This is a genomic window from Mucilaginibacter sp. P19, assembly GCF_050632265.1.
GTDB classification, from domain to species: domain Bacteria; phylum Bacteroidota; class Bacteroidia; order Sphingobacteriales; family Sphingobacteriaceae; genus Mucilaginibacter; species Mucilaginibacter gossypii.
Genome location: NZ_CP192586.1, coordinates 3,528,612 through 3,543,915, shown reverse-complemented (window position 1 = coordinate 3,543,915; position 15,304 = coordinate 3,528,612). Strand labels below are relative to the sequence as shown.

Sequence of the window (15,304 nt, the reverse complement as noted above, 5' to 3'; positions counted from 1 at the left end):
TTGCAAGCTTTTGGTTTGATAATAGGTGCCGTAAATCGATGAAGATCAGTAAGGTTCTATATGTTATATTTATATTATTGATCGGAACCAAAGCAAGGGTATCTGCACAAAAAACCTATGTAGCCGCGGTACACGGCGTGCTCGATCTTCGTAATCAGCCTATCAACGATAAAATTGAACTGACGGGAAACTGGCTGTTTTATTGGAACCAATTAATAAATCCCACTGACACCACTGCTATTAAAGACAGGCTTTTGGTTGAGTTCCCATTTAAATGGAGTGGCTATACCTGGCGGGGCAAAAAGCTACCTGCGTTTGGCTATGGTACTTACCGGCTTAAAATTTTACTTCCCCAAAAACACGGCGAATTAAAGCTGGCCATGCCTGATGTTTACAGCGCGTACAGGCTTTATATTAACAAAAAGTTAGTATCGTCGAACGGGAAAGTAACTACTTCCCGAAAGGGATTTGAAGGACATTGGGAATATCATGCTGTTGACCTGCCCAGCAGCGATACCATCAATATCACATTACAAGTTTCCAATTTTATACACAGTAAAGGAGGGATCAGTAAACCCATCTTCATAGGGCCTGCGGAAAGAATTGACCTGGCCCGGCATCGCGCCGAAGGTATTGATCTGATGCTGACGGGCTGTTTACTGATGGGGGGATTATTTTTTCTTGGTTTATACCTGCTGGGCAGCCGTGATAAAGCCATTTTACTTTTTGCCCTGTTCTCGATAGTTTATAGTTACCGGATCATAGGTACAGATAACTATGTGCTGCACACCTTATTGCCTAATATTAACTGGTACATAACGGCCCGGTTGGAATATATGAGCTTATTTTCAGGGATAGGTTTGTTTGGCCTTTACACGTTATACTTATATCCGGCAGATGTAAATCGGCGGGTTGTAAATATTATTAATGGCATTTGCTTTTCGTTCACTTTAATGACATTATTTAGTCCTCCGTGGATTTTTACCCAGCTCGTGAACCCATTTTTAGCAGTGATGCTGTTTTGCCTCGTTTATATTCCATATGTATACTCAAAAGCCTGGCGCAATAACAGGCCCGGATCTGTTTATGCTTTAATGAGCGCATTTGCTTTAATGTCGGTATTTGCGATATCGCTTTTTCATTACTGGGCATTAATATCTCCGCTGCAGCTGATTAGTTTTTTAGGATATATCGCTTTTTTCTTTTTGCAGTCGCTGGTGTTAGCGCACCGGGTATCATTTGTATTGAAAAAGGCGAGGGCTGAAGCCGAACAGGGTTTAAAGGTTAAAAGTGAATTTTTGAGCACGATGAGCCATGAAATCCGGACACCGCTTAATTCGGTAATAGGGATGAGCCATCTGCTGCTTAAGAACGAGCCTCGCAAGGATCAGATCGAACATCTCAACGTCATGCTTTTTTCGGCTAATAACCTTTTGGCAATAGTGAATGATGTATTGGATTATAACAAGATAGAAGCCGGGAAGATAACTTTTGAAAGTATTGAAATAGACCTGGCTGCACTTGCCCGTAATGTAGTAGGTGGTTTGCAAACAGTAGCACACGATAAGGATATAAACCTACGCCTTGATTTTGATAAGAAATTGCAGCATAAACTGCTTGGCGACCCTACCCGCTTATCGCAGGTAATTACCAACCTCGTTCATAATGCCATAAAATTTACTCCAAGCGGCGAGGTAGTTTTAGGAATTGAGGTGAAAGAGCAAACCGAAACTACGGCTACATTAATGGTGTTTGTTAAAGATACTGGTATCGGCATTCCCCGCGGCAAACAGAAACTCATATTTGAGCGCTTTACCCAAGCCGATTCGTCCATATCACGCAGTTTTGGTGGGACAGGTTTAGGTCTTGCAATCAGTAAAAAAATATTGGAGTTACAGGAATCGTCCTTGCAGTTAATTAGTGAGGAAGGAGTAGGCTCGGTATTTTATTTTATTAAAACCTTTGAAAAAGCTGGTAAAATATCGGAGACGGTTAATGTTAACCTTAAACCCGATGCAAATGATAAGCTCCTGAGCGGGATCTCTATCTTGCTGGTTGATGATAACCCGATGAATGTGCTGGTAGCGCAAACTTATTTAAAACGCTGGGGGGCTACTACCGACGTGGCAACCAACGGGCAGGAAGCGCTTGACAAACTGGATACGTCAAAACATCGTCTCGTGTTGATGGATTTGCAAATGCCTGTGATGGATGGGTATGAATCTACAAAGAGAATGAGATTGAACGGCATAAACATCCCCATTATAGCGCTTACCGCCAATCTTCCCAAAGATGTAGAGGACGAAGCTTATAAAACAGGTTTTGATGACATTGTGATGAAGCCTTTTTTACCCGATGAACTACATAGTAAAGTATTGCACTACGTTTTTAAGCAGGAGCATGTGTAAGATGTTCCTGAATCAAACTTCCTGTTTATTTTCTGAATAAAAATTTCATTCACTCATAGGGGTAAAATGATCCTGGCGTGTTTCAGGATAAATTTTACTAAAATGAACAGATTAGCTTCCTTATTACTTCTTATTACTTTTATTTACCCTCCCGATAATAATTGGGCCAGGCGGATAATGGAGGAAAATAAATGGATAAACATCCTTGCAACCATTAATTACCGCATTAAGATTTAATTGAATGTTAACCCAAACTGATCATATTTTGGATATAAATAGCGAACAATTGATCCCGCTGCTGCTCTCGGGCGATGAAGCAACCTTTGAAAAGGTATATAAGCACTTCATCAGGCCGCTGCATGTGTATGCTATCTCTATTTTAAGAGATGAAGATACCGCGAAGGGGATGGTACAAAACGTTTTTATGCGGCTGTGGGAACGAAAGGAACGGCTGAATTTTACCGGCTCGATAAAGGCCTACTTGTATGGCGCGGTTTATAACGAATGCCTTAATAACCTTAGGCACCAGAAAGTAAAGGTTAATCACCAGCAGCACGTACTGTATATGACAAAGGATAAAGTTGATGGGGCCGCCGGTATGGAACTGCTTGACCTCAAAGAAAAATTACAACAGGCATTAAATGACCTGCCCGAAAAATGCCGTACAGTGTTTCAGTTGAGCAGGTTTGAGGATTTAAAATACCAGGAAATTGCTGATGAATTAGGCATCTCCATAAAAACAGTAGAAAACCAGATGGGCAAGGCGCTGAAAACATTACGGCTCAAATTAGTTGACTACCTGCCGTTGATCATTTGGCTTATAAGCCGGGCTTTTAATATTATTTAACATGATGGACGATTTATTAACCAAATACATGCTGAACGAGACCACGCCGGTTGAGAATGAAACCATCAACCGCTGGCTTGGCGAAAATGATGATAACCGGAAATATTTTGATCATTTTAAACTGATCTGGGATACCAGCCGCGAACTTAAAATAGAAAGTAAGCTTGATCCCGATACTTCATGGGTCGAATTTAAACAGTTGGCACAAAACAGGGGTGAAGCACCGGCTAAAATTAAATCTTTAAAGCCGGTAAACCGCTGGCTTAAAATGGCTGCTATGTGGCTGGTGATATTAGGCACTGCCGGTACCTTATACACCCTGCTCAAGCCGGTCAAAGTTAATATGCTTGCACTGCAAAGTGGTAATATAGTACGCAAGGTTACCTTATCAGATGGATCATTGATCACCATGAATAAAAACTCGGTGTTGAATTACCCGGACAGATTTACCGGCGATACCAGGGAGATATCGTTAAAAGGAGAAGCTTTTTTTGATGTGGCTCATGACAAATCAAAACCATTTATGATCCACGTAAATGATGTGGTTGTAAAGGTGGTTGGCACATCATTCAATATCAAAGCTATTGGCCCTAATACCGAGGTTATTGTTGAAACCGGCGTAGTGCAGGTAATTCAGCAGGAGATCACCGTAAAGCTAAAGCCGAAGGAAAAAGCATCAGTACAAGGTGGTCGCCTGCAAAAAGGTAGCAGCCAGGATGAGCTATATAATTATTATCGTACCCAAAAGTTCGTAGCTAATAAAACACCACTATGGCGGCTTGTGGACGTACTCAACGAGGCCTATCACGCAAATATTGTGATAGATAATAAAAAGCTGGCTAATAGGACTATAACAACCACATTTAAAGCAGGTTCACTTGATGGGATATTAGAGGTCATAAGCAAAACCCTTGGCGATGTTAAAGTGATCAAAAAGCCTCATCTCATCATAATCAAAAACTGATGGAAAAGAAACTAAATATATTATTTTATATAATGCTCGTATTGGCGGGCTGCCTGCTCATTACCAACGCGCTGGCACAGGATAACCTGAGCCGTACTGTAACGCTCAGTGTTAAACAAAAAAAGATAGCCGAGATACTGACCATTATCGGTGAAAAAGGTAAGTTTTATTTCTCATACAGCAATGATGTCATTAAAACTGATAGTGTGGTGAGCATAGTATCATCCGGGCAAACAATTAAAAGCCTGCTTGATGAGCTGTTTCATGGCAGGGTTGATTATAAGGAGTCGCCGGGATATATTATACTCCGGCCTACCCCATACAGGTTAACCCTTGTGCCTGATACCCTGGCCGGGCCAGGCAATGTTTATTACATCAGCGGTTACGTGTATGATGATTTCACCGGCAAAAAACTTTACAATGCCAGTGTTTATGAAAAAATTCGCTGGAATCAACCCTTACCGATCAGAACGGTTACTTCCAGCTCAAGATAAAAGCCAATGGTATGATTACTCTTAATGTAAGTAAGGAGCTATATCGTGATACCAGTATCAATTTTTTAAATAATGTAAACGTATCCATAAAATCACGCGAATATTATTACAGCGCCGATGCCGCAAATTCAAAATCAGACAGGAGCTGGCTGGGCAGAATGTTCCTTTCATCAGGCCAGAAAATACAGAACCTTAATTTAGGCGGTTACCTTTCAACGGTTCCGGTACAAACCTCGCTTTTACCAAGTTTAGGAAGCCATGGTATGATGAGCGGGCAAATTGTCAATAACTTTTCGCTCAATATTTTAGGGGGTATAACGGTGGCGTTAATGGCGTTGAACTTGGGGGACTGTTTAATATCAACAAACAGGAAGTTAAATATGTACAGGCGGCCGGGCTCTTTAATATTGTTGGGGGTAACAGCAAAGGCGTTCAACTGGCCGGCATTAATAATAACGACCAGAAAAACATAGAAGGTATCCAGGCGGCGGGCATATATAATATGGTAAAAGACAGTCTTAAGGGTGTTCAGCTTGCCGGGATCTTTAACCACGTGAGAAATAGCAAAGGTATCCAGGCGGCAGGTATTTACAATTACACCCGGAAAAACAACAAAGGTTTTAGTATTGCAGGGATAGCCAATGTTACAGGCAACGACGCAAGTGGAATGCAGATGGCAGGAATTTTTAATAAAGCCCGGGTAATAAAAGGTGTGTCATTTGCTATGGTAAATATTGCCGATACGCTTGATGGTTATGGCATCGGCTTATTGAATATTTCGCGTAATGGATATGCTAAAATTGAAGTGTACAGTAACGAGATCACTACAACAAACATCGCCTTTAAATCGGGGAATGCTAAACTGTATTCCATCATATCAGGCGGCGTTAATTTTACAGATAAGCATGTTTATTATAGCACAGGTTTTGGCTTAGGTCACGATTTTATCTTCAATAACAATATGTCACTGTCAGCTGAAGGTTCGACTCACTTACTATTGGCAAAAGGATGGAAAAACCAAAATCAGATAAACCGGGTAAGCGCGTTGCTCAATTTCAGGGCAGGTTCAAAAGTTAGCTTCTTTGCAGGGCCGTCATTTAACGTTTACACAAACTATGGCCATCATCCCGGTGACGGCGATATTCAGCAGATCATAAAAAACAAACCCGGTTTGATTGATTGGGGTAACCGCACAAAAGGTTGGATCGGTTGGTCGGCCGGTATCACGATATTGTAAGTGTGCTTTAATATGGTCAAATTTGTGCAAACCAATAATCACCTGATGAAAAAAATCCTTTACCTCATTTTGTTCTGCACATCGTCGGCTTGTTTTGCCCAGGAGGCTAATAAAGACGTGACTTTTTTAAACCCATCCACAGTCGGTAAGCCATTTGGCTATTCTCACGCTGTAATTGTTGACCTGGGTAAAAATAAAATGGTGATCATGTCGGGCCAGGTTGGTTTGGATCAGGCCGGTAAGCTTGCCGGCAAAGGTGATCTGGCGAGCCAAACTGAACAGGTTTTTACTAATATCAAAAACATTGTTGAGGCTGCAGGCGGCACCATGAATGATTTGGTTGAGTTGAACTACTATATCATAGACGCATCGCAGGTACAGGTAGTTCGTAATATAAGGGATAGATATGTGGATACAAAGCAACCACCGGTAAGTACACTGGTGCAGGTAAGCAAGCTTTTCAGAGATGATATTTTAATTGAGATAAAAGCGACGGCTGTTATCAAAAAGAAGTGAGGTTGATATTAAGCCTGCGAAGTTTTAAAAACTTCGCAGGCTGATTTACGTGTTACCACTTTTTATTGGCAGCCCTTGCTACCTTTGCCTATGCAGCAGTTACCTCATTTGCCTTATTGCCAAAGGCCATTAAATTAAAAAAACCGACGACAGGTTACCTTGTCGCCGGTTTTTATGTCTTATTTTTACCTGTGAGGCAATACTTGTAAGTAAGATTATCAATGATAAAATGAGGGCTTTTTTTAGTCCGTTATTGTTTTTTATAGGTGATTTTATAAATATTTCCAGCTACATCATCGGTAACGTAAAGTGAGCCATCGGGGGCTTGCGCCAAGCCGCATGGACGGTGGGCCGCAGCGCCCGAAGCAGTATTAGCAGCAGAGCCAGAAAAGCCGTCGGCAAAAACTTCCCACTGACCATTAGGCTTGCCATCTTTAAACGGTTGAAATACCACGAAGTAACCAGCCTGCGGTTCAGGTGCGCGGTTCCATGAACCATGAAAAGCTATGAATGCACCATTTTTATATTTCGCGGGGAACTGATCGCCGGTGTAAAATAACAGGCCGTTAGGGGCAAGGTGGCCCGGATAAGCAGCTGCAGGGTCGATAGCATTTTTTCCGCCTTCAATCTTGCCGTCGCCGCCATATTCAGGCATCAGCATTTTTTTATGTTGTTCCTGGTCGTAATACATATAAGGCCAGCCTGCATTATCTCCTTTTTTAAGCGCATACATACACTCGGCAGGTAATATGGCCGATTGTTTAGCGGTGAAATATTGTGGATAGAATTCAAAAAGCTGGTCGCGGCCGTGCTGCATTACAAAAAGCTGGTTGTTTTGCTGGTTCCAGGTGATACCTACAACATTACGCAGACCGGTGGCATAACGTATACCATCGCCATAATGCTGGTTCAATTTATCTGCTTTAAACTGCCAGATGCCGCCGGCCGAATCTAAAATAGGGCAGCCCTTTTGGCCCGGGGAACCTTTTTTCGGTCTTCAACCTGGCAGGCATTTGAGTAAGCGCCAATGTTTACGTAAATGTTGCCATCGTTATCAAGCGTTATGGCCTTAGCTTCATGCTCATGACGGCTAATAAGGCCGGTAACAATTTTTTCGGGCTGGTCAGCATTGATTACCTCGCCCTTATCGTTCAGTTTATAACGAAAAACCTCTTCATCCGACGATGCATACAGGTACCCGTTTTTAATCGACATGCCTGTGCCGCTATAAGCGCCAAAGCTGTTCTTTACGGTTGCCTTGCCGCCATCTTCGTGAAGCATTAATATCCCCTTGTTGTTTTTAACATTTGTAAGCTTTACATAGATGTCGCCTTGCGGTGTAATGGCAATATGGCGGGTGCCACCAAGTTTTTCAGCAATAATACTGGCGCTAAAGCCTTCAGGAGTTTTAATACCCGCGTTTTCTGTTGATGGAGCAGGAGTAGAAGTGCTATCAGCAGTTTTCTTTGAGTCGCTATTACTTTTGCAGGCTGTAATAAACATAATACCTCCCATAGCAACTACAGGCAGTATGGAACGTAATAATTTGCGGTTTTTCATGGTGAAAATTAATGGTTATTAAATTAAGTAAATATACCGATAATCCTAAAATCTCTTTTGTAGTAATCGAGTAACATTGTTGATTTTTTTAAGCATATCAATTAATAAAATTTGGCAACAATAGATTGCGGCCTTAATTGTTTGAAATAAAATTTGGTTAAAAGACTTGCGGGTAAAACATAGTATCAATCAACTAATGTTGTGACATATAATGCTGTGTTTGATTAAACCATTGCTGATAGATATCGTCCTAACTATATAAAATTTACAATTATGAAAAAGTTAGCCATATTATCAGCAATAGCAGCCGGAAGCTTATTTATCAGTAAAGCCAACGCACAGGTATCTATACAATTTGGTATCAATATCCCCGCTCATCGCGTTTACGTACCTGCCCCTCCTCCGCCAGTAGTTGAAGAAGAGCCTGTTTATGATGATAATGTAAATGTTAGTGACGACGATGATTATTACTATTTACCGGAAGTAGAAGCTTACTATAATGTAGGAGCCGGATGCTACTACTACAATGACGGAAGCCGCTGGGTAAGCTGTGCTTACCTGCCAGGCGCTTACCGGGACTATAACTGGCGTACCGCTGTGCGTTACGAAGTAAGAGCTCCACGACCATACTTGCGTCACGATTTTTACAGGCAAAGGTGGGGCGGTTACATGGGCGACCACGGTAACTGGGGGCACCGCTTTGACAGAAGGCCTGCAGGTGGCTATGCTTATCGCCCGGGTTGGGGTGGTGATCGTGGAAACTGGGGCAGAAGGCCTAATCCATATGATAACCGTGGTAACTGGGGAAGTGGCAGGGATGATCATAACTGGAGCAACGGTAATCATGACCGTGGTAACTGGGGTAATGGAAACCAGTCTGACAATAACAACCATGGTAATCATGGCGGATGGGGTAACGGACAGCCTAACAATGGCAACAATGATAACCATGGCGGTCATGACAATCGCGGCAACTGGGGTGGCCGACCATCGAACGGCGGCGGTTATGACAGGGGCAATGGTGGCGAGCGTTTTTCTCAAAATGGAAATTACGGCCGCGGCATGCGCAGGTTTTAATATTCTAACTCCCTATATATTAACTGAAAGGTCGCCTGGTATGGGCGATCTTTTTTGTTTTATATGTTGTTGTGCATTTTTGAGTTATGTTGCATGCATTAATTAATAAGTAATATAAACCATTTATTATCTACTAAACCTGTTTAGCATTACCATTTATATTATATATTTGGTTTTAAAATACTAAATCCTTGAAGAAGAAATTATCTATAGTTGACATTGCCAATAGTCTGAATATATCTAAAACTACCGTATCTTTTATCCTTAATGGTCGCGCACAGGAAAAACGCATCAGCGACGAGCTGGTGAAGCGAGTACTTCAATATGTAAAAGAGGTTGGTTATAAACCCAATTCGTTAGCCAAAAGTTTACGCACCGGCAAATCAAATATCATTGGCTTGCTGGTGCAGGATATTTCCAATCATTTTTTTGCCACAATAGCACGCCGCATAGAGGATCTCGCTTACCAAAATGGGTATAAGATCATTTACAGCAGTACAGATAACGATACGCAAAAAACGCGCGAACTGATAGCTATGTTTCGCGACAGGCATGTTGACGGCTACATTATTACCCCGCCCGATAATATTGAAGAGGATATCAGCGACTTGATCAAAGATGGTTTCCCGGTGGTGCTTTTTGACCGCTACCTGCCTAAAGTAGCTACCGACTATGTAGTGGTTGATAACCTGTTCAGCACCTTCAACGCCACACAATATCTTATTGATAAGGGACATAAAAATATTGCTTTTATAACTTATAGCTCTATCCAAACTCAAATGATAGAAAGGCTTGAGGGTTATGAAAAAGCCATGCACCAAAGCAAATTAAAACCCAATATAACCGAGGTCGATTTTCACACTACCGTTCAGGAGATGCTTAAGTTAATGACAAACTTCCTGGAAAAAAATAAGGATGTCGATGCTATTCTGTTCGCCAATAATCATTTGGGTAAATGCGGTTTGAAGGCCATCCGTAAGGCAGGTAAAAATATACCGGGTGATATTGCTTTGATCGCGTTTGACGATTACGAACTTTTTGAATTGTATACCCCGGCTGTTACCGCTATAGCTCAGCCAATTGACGAAATAGCCGACAACGTGATCAAGCTGCTGATGGAAAGGCTTAACGCTACTGTCCCTGAAGAAAAAATCAACACATAACATTAGCAACCGAACTAATTATCAGGGATTCATCAAACTAATGAACTATTTTGCAGGATGAATTCGGGGTGATGGTGTACCAGGTCTTGAACGATTGATCATTTCAATTCATCTTGCAAAACTGCCCAAACATTATTGGCTACAATCTTCGCACCCTGAGCAGTAGGGTGGATGCCATCGCCCTGGTTAAGTGATGGTACGCCTCCAACGCCTTGCAATAAAAAGGGGACAAGGGCCATATTGTTTTTTTTAGCCAGATGGGGGAAAACGTTTTTAAACTTACCGGTATAATCGGCGCCCATGTTCGGCGGTACTTGCATGCCCAGCAAAACAAGTTTAGCATCAGGATATTTGGCTTTTACCTTATCTACTATGGACTGAAGATTTTTGGCGGTTTCGTTTACCGGAATCCCGCGAAGGCCGTCGTTAGCCCCCAGCTCCAATACAAAAACGTCTACTTTTTGCTTTAACAGCCAGTCTATGCGGCCATTGCCGCCTGCAGTAGTTTCGCCGCTTAATCCGGCATTTATTACTTTATACGGTAATTTTAATGAATCAACCCGGCGACTGATTACACCCGGAAATGCATCGGCAGGGTCATCAAGACCATAACCGGCAGTGAGGCTATCGCCAAAAAATAAAACTATTTTTTTTGAAGCCGAATCAGTTTTAGCAGTTTCTGTGGCAGCTTGCGTCTGATCATTGTTTGATGATTTAGCACCGTCACCGCAACCCGCCATTGTAAGGGCCGCAAGCAAGATACCGCTTAATGTAACTTTGTTCATATAAAATAAATACAATGCGCTCAGGCGTTTGTTCTTAAAATCTCAAGCGGCGGCTTGTTTAGCACTCCGCGGCTGTTTAGTAAGCCAATAACAACAGTCAACAAACTTACTATTAAAAATAGTACAAGTGCCGGTAACATGTTCACACTGTACGGTATTTCAAAACTATATTTTGCCAGGAAATAAGTGCCCGCAAAAGCTATCAGGATTCCGGTTAAGGCCGACAGGCTGCCCAAAAACCAATACTCCAACGCTGTTATAGTGAATATTTGTTTACGGCTTGCACCAAGCGTACGTAATAAAACACTTTCCTGGATGCGCTGGTATTTGCTGATCCGCACAGATGCTATCAGCACCACAATACCTGTTATAATACTGAACGCGCTCATGAAACGTATAACGTAGCTGATTTTACTTAACAGCTCATCAACAACACTTAAAATTAGCCCCAGATCAATTATCGAAACGTTAGGATAAGCCCTTACTACAACCTGCTGAAAAGCTGCTGATACCTTGTTTGATGGCACGTGTGTCATCAACACATGAAATTGCGGTGCACCCTCAAGTATTCCCTTCGGAAAAACCACCTGAAAATTGGTTTGTACCTTACCCCAGTTAACCTTGCGGATACTGGCAACATATGCCGGCATTTGTACGCCCTGCACATTAAATACTATTTTGTCGCCAATTTTAAGATTTCCCCGTTTGGAGAGGTTTTCTTCAACGGATACCGGGATTTCTTTTGAAGGATCAGCTTTACCGATCCATTTGCCATCCAGTAATTTTTCTGAAGATGTTAATGAATCCCTGAAGGTTACCCGGTATTCCCAGGCAAAAACACCATGCTGTATTTTGATGGTAGTGTCCTTCGTAAGATCGGCAGCGGTTTTGCCATTAATTTGTTCAATACGCATAGTAACTATTGGTACTCGTTGCAGTACCGGAAGCCCCTGTTGTTTTGTTAACTGAACAACACCTTTTTCCTGATTGCTTTGGATATCAAACAAGATCATGTTTGATTGATTACCGCTGGATGAAAGATTAACCTGCTGTACCAATAACGTCTGCACAAAATAAAGTGTGCAGATAAACATTGTGCTTAAGCCGATTGATACGATAAGAATAATTGTTTGATTATTGGGACGGTATAAATTAGCAAAACCTTGTCGCCACAGGTAACTCCATGAACCTTTTACTATTGCTTTAGTGATGCGCATTAACAGCCAGGCCGTAGCGGTAAGGATCATGAATGCAATTAAGATCCCAAGTGTAAACAGGATACTGCCTATCACGCTGTCTAACTGTAAATAAGTAAAAGCTATTATAAAGATCAGTATCAACAGGTAAACCAGCCAACGCAAAGGATCCCGTCTGTTCACGCTCTCATCAACTGAAATTCGGAGCGTGTTAAGCGGCGAAATTTTTCGAACAGAGATTAAAGGGAGTAAAGCAAATAATATGGAGATAATGACCCCAAGTAAAATACCCTGGCCAATAGCCATCCACGATATTTGTACGGAAATGGTAAACGGTAAAAAGTCCTTAAATACAATGGGGAGTAAATGTTGAACAGCGGTACCAAATATAGCCCCGGTAACAGAACCGATAATCCCGATGCCTACAATTTGTATCAGGTAAATCAAAAATGCTTCGGATGATTTAACACCAAGACAACGCATAATAGCTATCGATGCAATTTTTTCTTTTACATAAATATGGATTGCACTGGCTACACCAACACAGCCCAGCAATAGGGCTACAAAACCAACCAATGATAAAAAACGGCTCAGGTCGCCAAAGGCTCGGCCGGTATTGTCTTTCTTGGTTTCGATGGTTTCAAAGCGCATTCCGGCCCTGTCGAGTATTGGGTCAATTTTTTTGCTGAGCTTATCTACATTTACGGATGAATTGAACTTGTAATAAAAACTGTAATTAACCCGGCTGCCAATTTTTACAAGCCCGGTTTGTTCCAGGTATTGCATGGGGATATAAACCACCGGGGCAATACCCGCCATTACGCCGCTTTGACCGGGTGCTTTATTCAGAATGCCGGCAATCTGAAAATTGAGATTGCCAACTTTTACCGAATCGCCCACTTTGGCATCGAATTGCAGCATCAGGGTTTTATCAACCAGCGCCATTCTGCCTTTTTTAAAGGTGAGTCCGGCTACCTCGGGTGTAGTTTCTAAAGTGCCGTAGTAGGGGAAACCTCCCTGTAAAGCCCTGATCTGCACCAACCGGGTACCATTTGTGCGCGGAAAATAAAGCATGGACGCAAAGCTTCGTTCCTGTGAGCGCTCGTCGCCTAATGAATCGAGCATATGCTTCAATTTATCATCAACAGGTTTGTTTCCGGATATGGCGAGATCTGCACCTATGAGAGTGGCTGCCTGATCGTTCACATCATTTTGTACATTGTACTTAAACGAATAAATGGCTACCAGTGCAGCTATCCCAAACACAATGGCGGATATAAAAAGGAAGAGCCTTGAACGGTTGCGCCGGCTATCGCGCCAGGCCATCCGGAATAGCCAGGGGATATTTATCTTTCTTTTAAAATCAATTGCGGTATTGTCCATTAGCTTATCCGTTAATGGTTTTTTCGTCGGCAATCAGTTTGCCGCCCTTAATCCTGATAATGCGCTGTGTTTTGGCTGCCAGCTCAGGGTCATGTGTTACAACCACGAGGGTAGTGCCCGCTTCCTTATTCAGGTCGAAAATAAGTTTGATCACCTTATCGCTGGTTTCTGCATCCAGGTTCCCCGTGGGTTCATCGGCAAACAGGATCCGGGGAGCATTTGAAAATGCGCGTGCAAGTGATACACGCTGCTGCTCGCCGCCCGAAAGCTGGAGCGGGTAATGATGGCTGCGCTCTGATAAGCCTACTTTATCTAAAAGATCCAAAGCCCTTGCTTTGATGTTTTTTTCGCCCCTAAGCTCAAGTGGCACCATGACGTTTTCGAGTGCAGTTAGTGTCGGTAGCAACTGGAAATTCTGAAATATGAAACCTACATGCTGATTCCGCACTTGTGCACGCTGATCTTCAGTAAGCTTGTTAAGGTTAATGCCATTGAGTTCAACGGTGCCTGAAGTTGAGCGGTCAAGCCCGGCACAAAGGCCAAGCAGGGTGGTTTTTCCGCTGCCTGATGGCCCGACTATAGCATTGGTTGAACCTACTGCGACTGAGAAATTTATTTGATCGAGCACGGTGAGTGTACGACCTGCACTTTGGTATGTTTTACTTAAATCAGAGATATTGAGGATATTGTCCACAGATGTTTTTTTGGTATAGATACAAAAAAGCCGGGGTTGTTACTACGCCCGGCCATTAAACACCCAAGTATTATGCCATCTTTACTTTTAGCTGACATTGAGTTTTGAGGTTGGCTTTTATCTGAATAATAACGACGTAACCGGGATTGAAGTTAAGCTTTATCTGCCATTGCAAGCTCATACATCTGGTCAAAAGGTTTATTTTTTAGTTCGATGGCAACAGCGGAGTTCCGCTGCTCACAATATTTTAGCATTTCATAGCAATCGGTTAAAATATCATCATCGATACCTTTAAAAGTCATTTCCACCACTTTTCCAGAGATCTTATAATATTCTGTCAAGAGCCGTAATACCCTTCTCGGTTATTTTGATCAGCTTAGCCCGTTTGTCATCGGGGGAGGTTCGTTCATCTATCTTGTTTTCCCGGATGAGCCGGTTAATGACTTCCATGCCGGTTGTTGTTTCGGCAAACATATAGTTGATCAGGTCGCTTTTTCTTACCTCACCAAGGTGAAGTAAACCATTCAGGTAATAGAAACTTTCGGCAGGAGGGATGCCGATGTGGTTAACTGCCGACCGGAAATAAAGCGAATAAGCGCTCAGGATGCGGCCGAGGGTTTTAAGCAGGTATGCGCCGTTCATGATGCGCTCACCTTTTTTGCCGGCTTGTTTAGGTTTTGGGCGTTGCTTTTGCAGATAATATCTGCAAAACGCTTCTACAGTAGGTTGTTCACTTACTTCTTCAAAAGCAGCCCATTCATCAACTAATTGCACTATTGGTTTCATTTTGTTACGGTTTGGGTGTAAAATTATAAATTTATTTCTAAAATGTTTTAATTGTTCCTAAATAGAAATATATTTGCCAAACTATATCGAAATAGAAATATATGGAAAATGAGAATGGCTTGCCGTTCTGTTCTGATTTATTTCGATAATTTTAGATTGAAATAAAAATGTTTTGCAGGCTGAGTCGTCAACTA

Annotated in this window: 16 protein-coding genes; 9 read left to right on the top strand and 7 right to left on the bottom strand. The window is 42.2% G+C overall.

The window, feature by feature from the left end; translation table 11 throughout:
* Window positions 1-38: 38 nt before the first annotated feature.
* The 7 genes from ACQ86K_RS17160 (at window position 39) to ACQ86K_RS17130 (ending at window position 6,466) form a co-directional block, all read left to right on the top strand.
* Window positions 39-2,408 (top strand): response regulator, encoded by a 2,370-nt coding sequence (locus ACQ86K_RS17160; RefSeq protein WP_091162846.1) that lies wholly within the window; start codon window positions 39-41, stop codon window positions 2,406-2,408.
* A 265-nt stretch (window positions 2,409-2,673) separates the two neighbouring features.
* Window positions 2,674-3,255, top strand: a complete 582-nt coding sequence (locus tag ACQ86K_RS17155) for an RNA polymerase sigma-70 factor (RefSeq protein WP_431198405.1) — start codon at window positions 2,674-2,676, stop codon at window positions 3,253-3,255.
* A gap of 1 nt (window position 3,256) precedes the next feature.
* Window positions 3,257-4,219, top strand: a complete 963-nt coding sequence (locus ACQ86K_RS17150) for a FecR family protein (RefSeq protein ID WP_091162848.1) — start codon at window positions 3,257-3,259, stop codon at window positions 4,217-4,219.
* Entirely contained in the window at window positions 4,219-4,713 is a 495-nt protein-coding gene (locus ACQ86K_RS17145) for a hypothetical protein (RefSeq protein ID WP_431198404.1), read from the top strand. The genes ACQ86K_RS17150 and ACQ86K_RS17145 overlap by 1 nt, the downstream gene beginning before the upstream one ends.
* A gap of 11 nt (window positions 4,714-4,724) precedes the next feature.
* Window positions 4,725-5,186, top strand: a complete 462-nt coding sequence (locus ACQ86K_RS17140) for a hypothetical protein (protein WP_431198403.1) — start codon at window positions 4,725-4,727, stop codon at window positions 5,184-5,186.
* Between the two features lie 29 nt (window positions 5,187-5,215).
* Window positions 5,216-5,950: a hypothetical protein gene (locus tag ACQ86K_RS17135; protein ID WP_431198402.1), complete on the top strand. Its 735-nt coding sequence runs from the start codon at window positions 5,216-5,218 to the stop codon at window positions 5,948-5,950.
* A 45-nt stretch (window positions 5,951-5,995) separates the two neighbouring features.
* Window positions 5,996-6,466 carry a RidA family protein gene (locus ACQ86K_RS17130; protein WP_091162940.1) on the top strand — a complete coding sequence of 157 codons (471 nt, stop codon included), beginning with the start codon at window positions 5,996-5,998 and terminating at the stop codon, window positions 6,464-6,466.
* A gap of 250 nt (window positions 6,467-6,716) precedes the next feature.
* Here ACQ86K_RS17130 and ACQ86K_RS17125 read toward each other — a convergent pair whose 3' ends face one another.
* Complete coding sequence (locus tag ACQ86K_RS17125) at window positions 6,717-7,379, bottom strand: PQQ-dependent sugar dehydrogenase (protein WP_431198401.1); 663 nt, start codon at window positions 7,377-7,379, stop codon at window positions 6,717-6,719.
* A gap of 38 nt (window positions 7,380-7,417) precedes the next feature.
* Window positions 7,418-8,026, bottom strand: coding sequence for a hypothetical protein (locus ACQ86K_RS17120; RefSeq protein ID WP_431198400.1), 609 nt, complete (start codon window positions 8,024-8,026; stop codon window positions 7,418-7,420).
* Window positions 8,027-8,299: 273 nt separating this feature from the next.
* On the opposite strand from ACQ86K_RS17120, the gene ACQ86K_RS17115 reads away from it, so the two are divergent.
* Both ACQ86K_RS17115 and ACQ86K_RS17110 read left to right on the top strand, forming a co-directional pair.
* Window positions 8,300-9,103, top strand: coding sequence for a hypothetical protein (locus ACQ86K_RS17115; RefSeq protein ID WP_091162850.1), 804 nt, complete (start codon window positions 8,300-8,302; stop codon window positions 9,101-9,103).
* Between the two features lie 191 nt (window positions 9,104-9,294).
* Window positions 9,295-10,266: a substrate-binding domain-containing protein gene (locus tag ACQ86K_RS17110; protein ID WP_431198399.1), complete on the top strand. Its 972-nt coding sequence runs from the start codon at window positions 9,295-9,297 to the stop codon at window positions 10,264-10,266.
* Window positions 10,267-10,364: 98 nt separating this feature from the next.
* Here ACQ86K_RS17110 and ACQ86K_RS17105 read toward each other — a convergent pair whose 3' ends face one another.
* The 5 genes from ACQ86K_RS17105 to ACQ86K_RS17085 all read right to left on the bottom strand — a co-directional run bounded on the left by ACQ86K_RS17105 (window position 10,365) and on the right by ACQ86K_RS17085 (window position 15,110).
* Complete coding sequence (locus ACQ86K_RS17105) at window positions 10,365-11,051, bottom strand: arylesterase (RefSeq protein WP_091162852.1); 687 nt, start codon at window positions 11,049-11,051, stop codon at window positions 10,365-10,367.
* 20 nt (window positions 11,052-11,071) lie between these two features.
* The gene (locus ACQ86K_RS17100; protein WP_218134334.1) at window positions 11,072-13,630 is read right to left on the bottom strand and encodes an ABC transporter permease; all 2,559 of its coding nucleotides are present in this window, start codon (window positions 13,628-13,630) and stop codon (window positions 11,072-11,074) included.
* 4 nt (window positions 13,631-13,634) lie between these two features.
* Window positions 13,635-14,324 (bottom strand): ABC transporter ATP-binding protein, encoded by a 690-nt coding sequence (locus ACQ86K_RS17095; protein WP_091162853.1) that lies wholly within the window; start codon window positions 14,322-14,324, stop codon window positions 13,635-13,637.
* Between the two features lie 152 nt (window positions 14,325-14,476).
* A complete protein-coding gene (locus tag ACQ86K_RS17090; protein ID WP_431198398.1) occupies window positions 14,477-14,665 on the bottom strand; it encodes a hypothetical protein in 189 nt (62 codons plus the stop codon).
* Window positions 14,649-15,110 (bottom strand): MarR family winged helix-turn-helix transcriptional regulator, encoded by a 462-nt coding sequence (locus tag ACQ86K_RS17085; RefSeq protein WP_431198397.1) that lies wholly within the window; start codon window positions 15,108-15,110, stop codon window positions 14,649-14,651. The genes ACQ86K_RS17090 and ACQ86K_RS17085 overlap by 17 nt, the downstream gene beginning before the upstream one ends.
* Window positions 15,111-15,304: the final 194 nt, after the last annotated feature.

What these genes read in the sequence shown, in the direction of transcription:
- ACQ86K_RS17100 (WP_218134334.1), bottom strand. Translation starts at nt 13,630, where the DNA reads ATGGACAATACCGCAATTGATTTTAAAAGAAAGATAAATATCCCCTGG.
- ACQ86K_RS17115 (WP_091162850.1), top strand. Translation starts at nt 8,300, where the DNA reads ATGAAAAAGTTAGCCATATTATCAGCAATAGCAGCCGGAAGCTTATTT.
- ACQ86K_RS17085 (WP_431198397.1), bottom strand. Translation starts at nt 15,110, where the DNA reads ATGAAACCAATAGTGCAATTAGTTGATGAATGGGCTGCTTTTGAAGAA.
- ACQ86K_RS17105 (WP_091162852.1), bottom strand. Translation starts at nt 11,051, where the DNA reads ATGAACAAAGTTACATTAAGCGGTATCTTGCTTGCGGCCCTTACAATG.
- ACQ86K_RS17150 (WP_091162848.1), top strand. Translation starts at nt 3,257, where the DNA reads ATGATGGACGATTTATTAACCAAATACATGCTGAACGAGACCACGCCG.
- ACQ86K_RS17160 (WP_091162846.1), top strand. Translation starts at nt 39, where the DNA reads ATGAAGATCAGTAAGGTTCTATATGTTATATTTATATTATTGATCGGA.
- ACQ86K_RS17140 (WP_431198403.1), top strand. Translation starts at nt 4,725, where the DNA reads ATGATTACTCTTAATGTAAGTAAGGAGCTATATCGTGATACCAGTATC.
- ACQ86K_RS17145 (WP_431198404.1), top strand. Translation starts at nt 4,219, where the DNA reads ATGGAAAAGAAACTAAATATATTATTTTATATAATGCTCGTATTGGCG.
- ACQ86K_RS17130 (WP_091162940.1), top strand. Translation starts at nt 5,996, where the DNA reads ATGAAAAAAATCCTTTACCTCATTTTGTTCTGCACATCGTCGGCTTGT.
- ACQ86K_RS17135 (WP_431198402.1), top strand. Translation starts at nt 5,216, where the DNA reads ATGGTAAAAGACAGTCTTAAGGGTGTTCAGCTTGCCGGGATCTTTAAC.
- ACQ86K_RS17120 (WP_431198400.1), bottom strand. Translation starts at nt 8,026, where the DNA reads ATGAAAAACCGCAAATTATTACGTTCCATACTGCCTGTAGTTGCTATG.